Origin of the sequence: Pseudomonas sp. 51_B, assembly GCF_017491595.1 — a bacterium.
GTDB lineage: Bacteria > Pseudomonadota > Gammaproteobacteria > Pseudomonadales > Pseudomonadaceae > Aquipseudomonas > Aquipseudomonas promysalinigenes.
Map to the genome: position 1 here is coordinate 1 of NZ_JAFGYW010000133.1, position 553 is coordinate 553.

General features: G+C 57.7%; 1 protein-coding gene. It reads left to right on the plus strand.

The genetic code is table 11. The features are described 5' to 3' along the window. Window positions 1-405 precede the first annotated feature (405 nt). Window positions 406-553, plus strand: a 148-nt coding sequence (locus tag J5M56_RS26865) for a hypothetical protein (protein WP_243430888.1), incomplete at its 3' end; no start/stop codon positions are given.

The window sequence follows — 553 nt, forward strand, 5'->3', positions numbered from 1 at the left end:
GGATTGGTTTGAAGTCCGCCAAGCCGCTGGAGTTTGATGTGGAGGCGATGCAATGAGCGGGTGGCTTGGGTTACGCGAGGAACAGCGGGAAGCGGAGGTTTTGGTGACGCTGCTTATTGCGTCACTACCTCCGAAACCGAGTTGGTGCATTCGCGAGCAAGCCCGCTCCCACATTGGAATGTGGTCAGCTGTGGGAGCGAGCCTGCTCGCGAAGAGGCCGGCACATTCAGCCACTTCAACGTCTGATACGGCGCCTTCGCGAGCAGGCTCGCTCCCACATGAACCGCATTTATCTGCAAGACCTGCTAAACCTGAGTGTTCAAGCGTAGGCCTTATTGCGCCGATCGAACGATTGATTGCCGTGGACAGCCCACACTTTGAACCCCAACTTCTGGAGAGCGTTCCATGTCTGACCGCTATATCGACTTGGCCAACTCATCCTTCGGCCATCGTCTGGTCGGGGCCTTGGGCCTGCCGTCGCCGGTGCGGCTGGAACGCTCTCCAGAAGTTGGGGTTCAAAGTGTGGACTGTCCACGGCAATCAATCGTTCGAT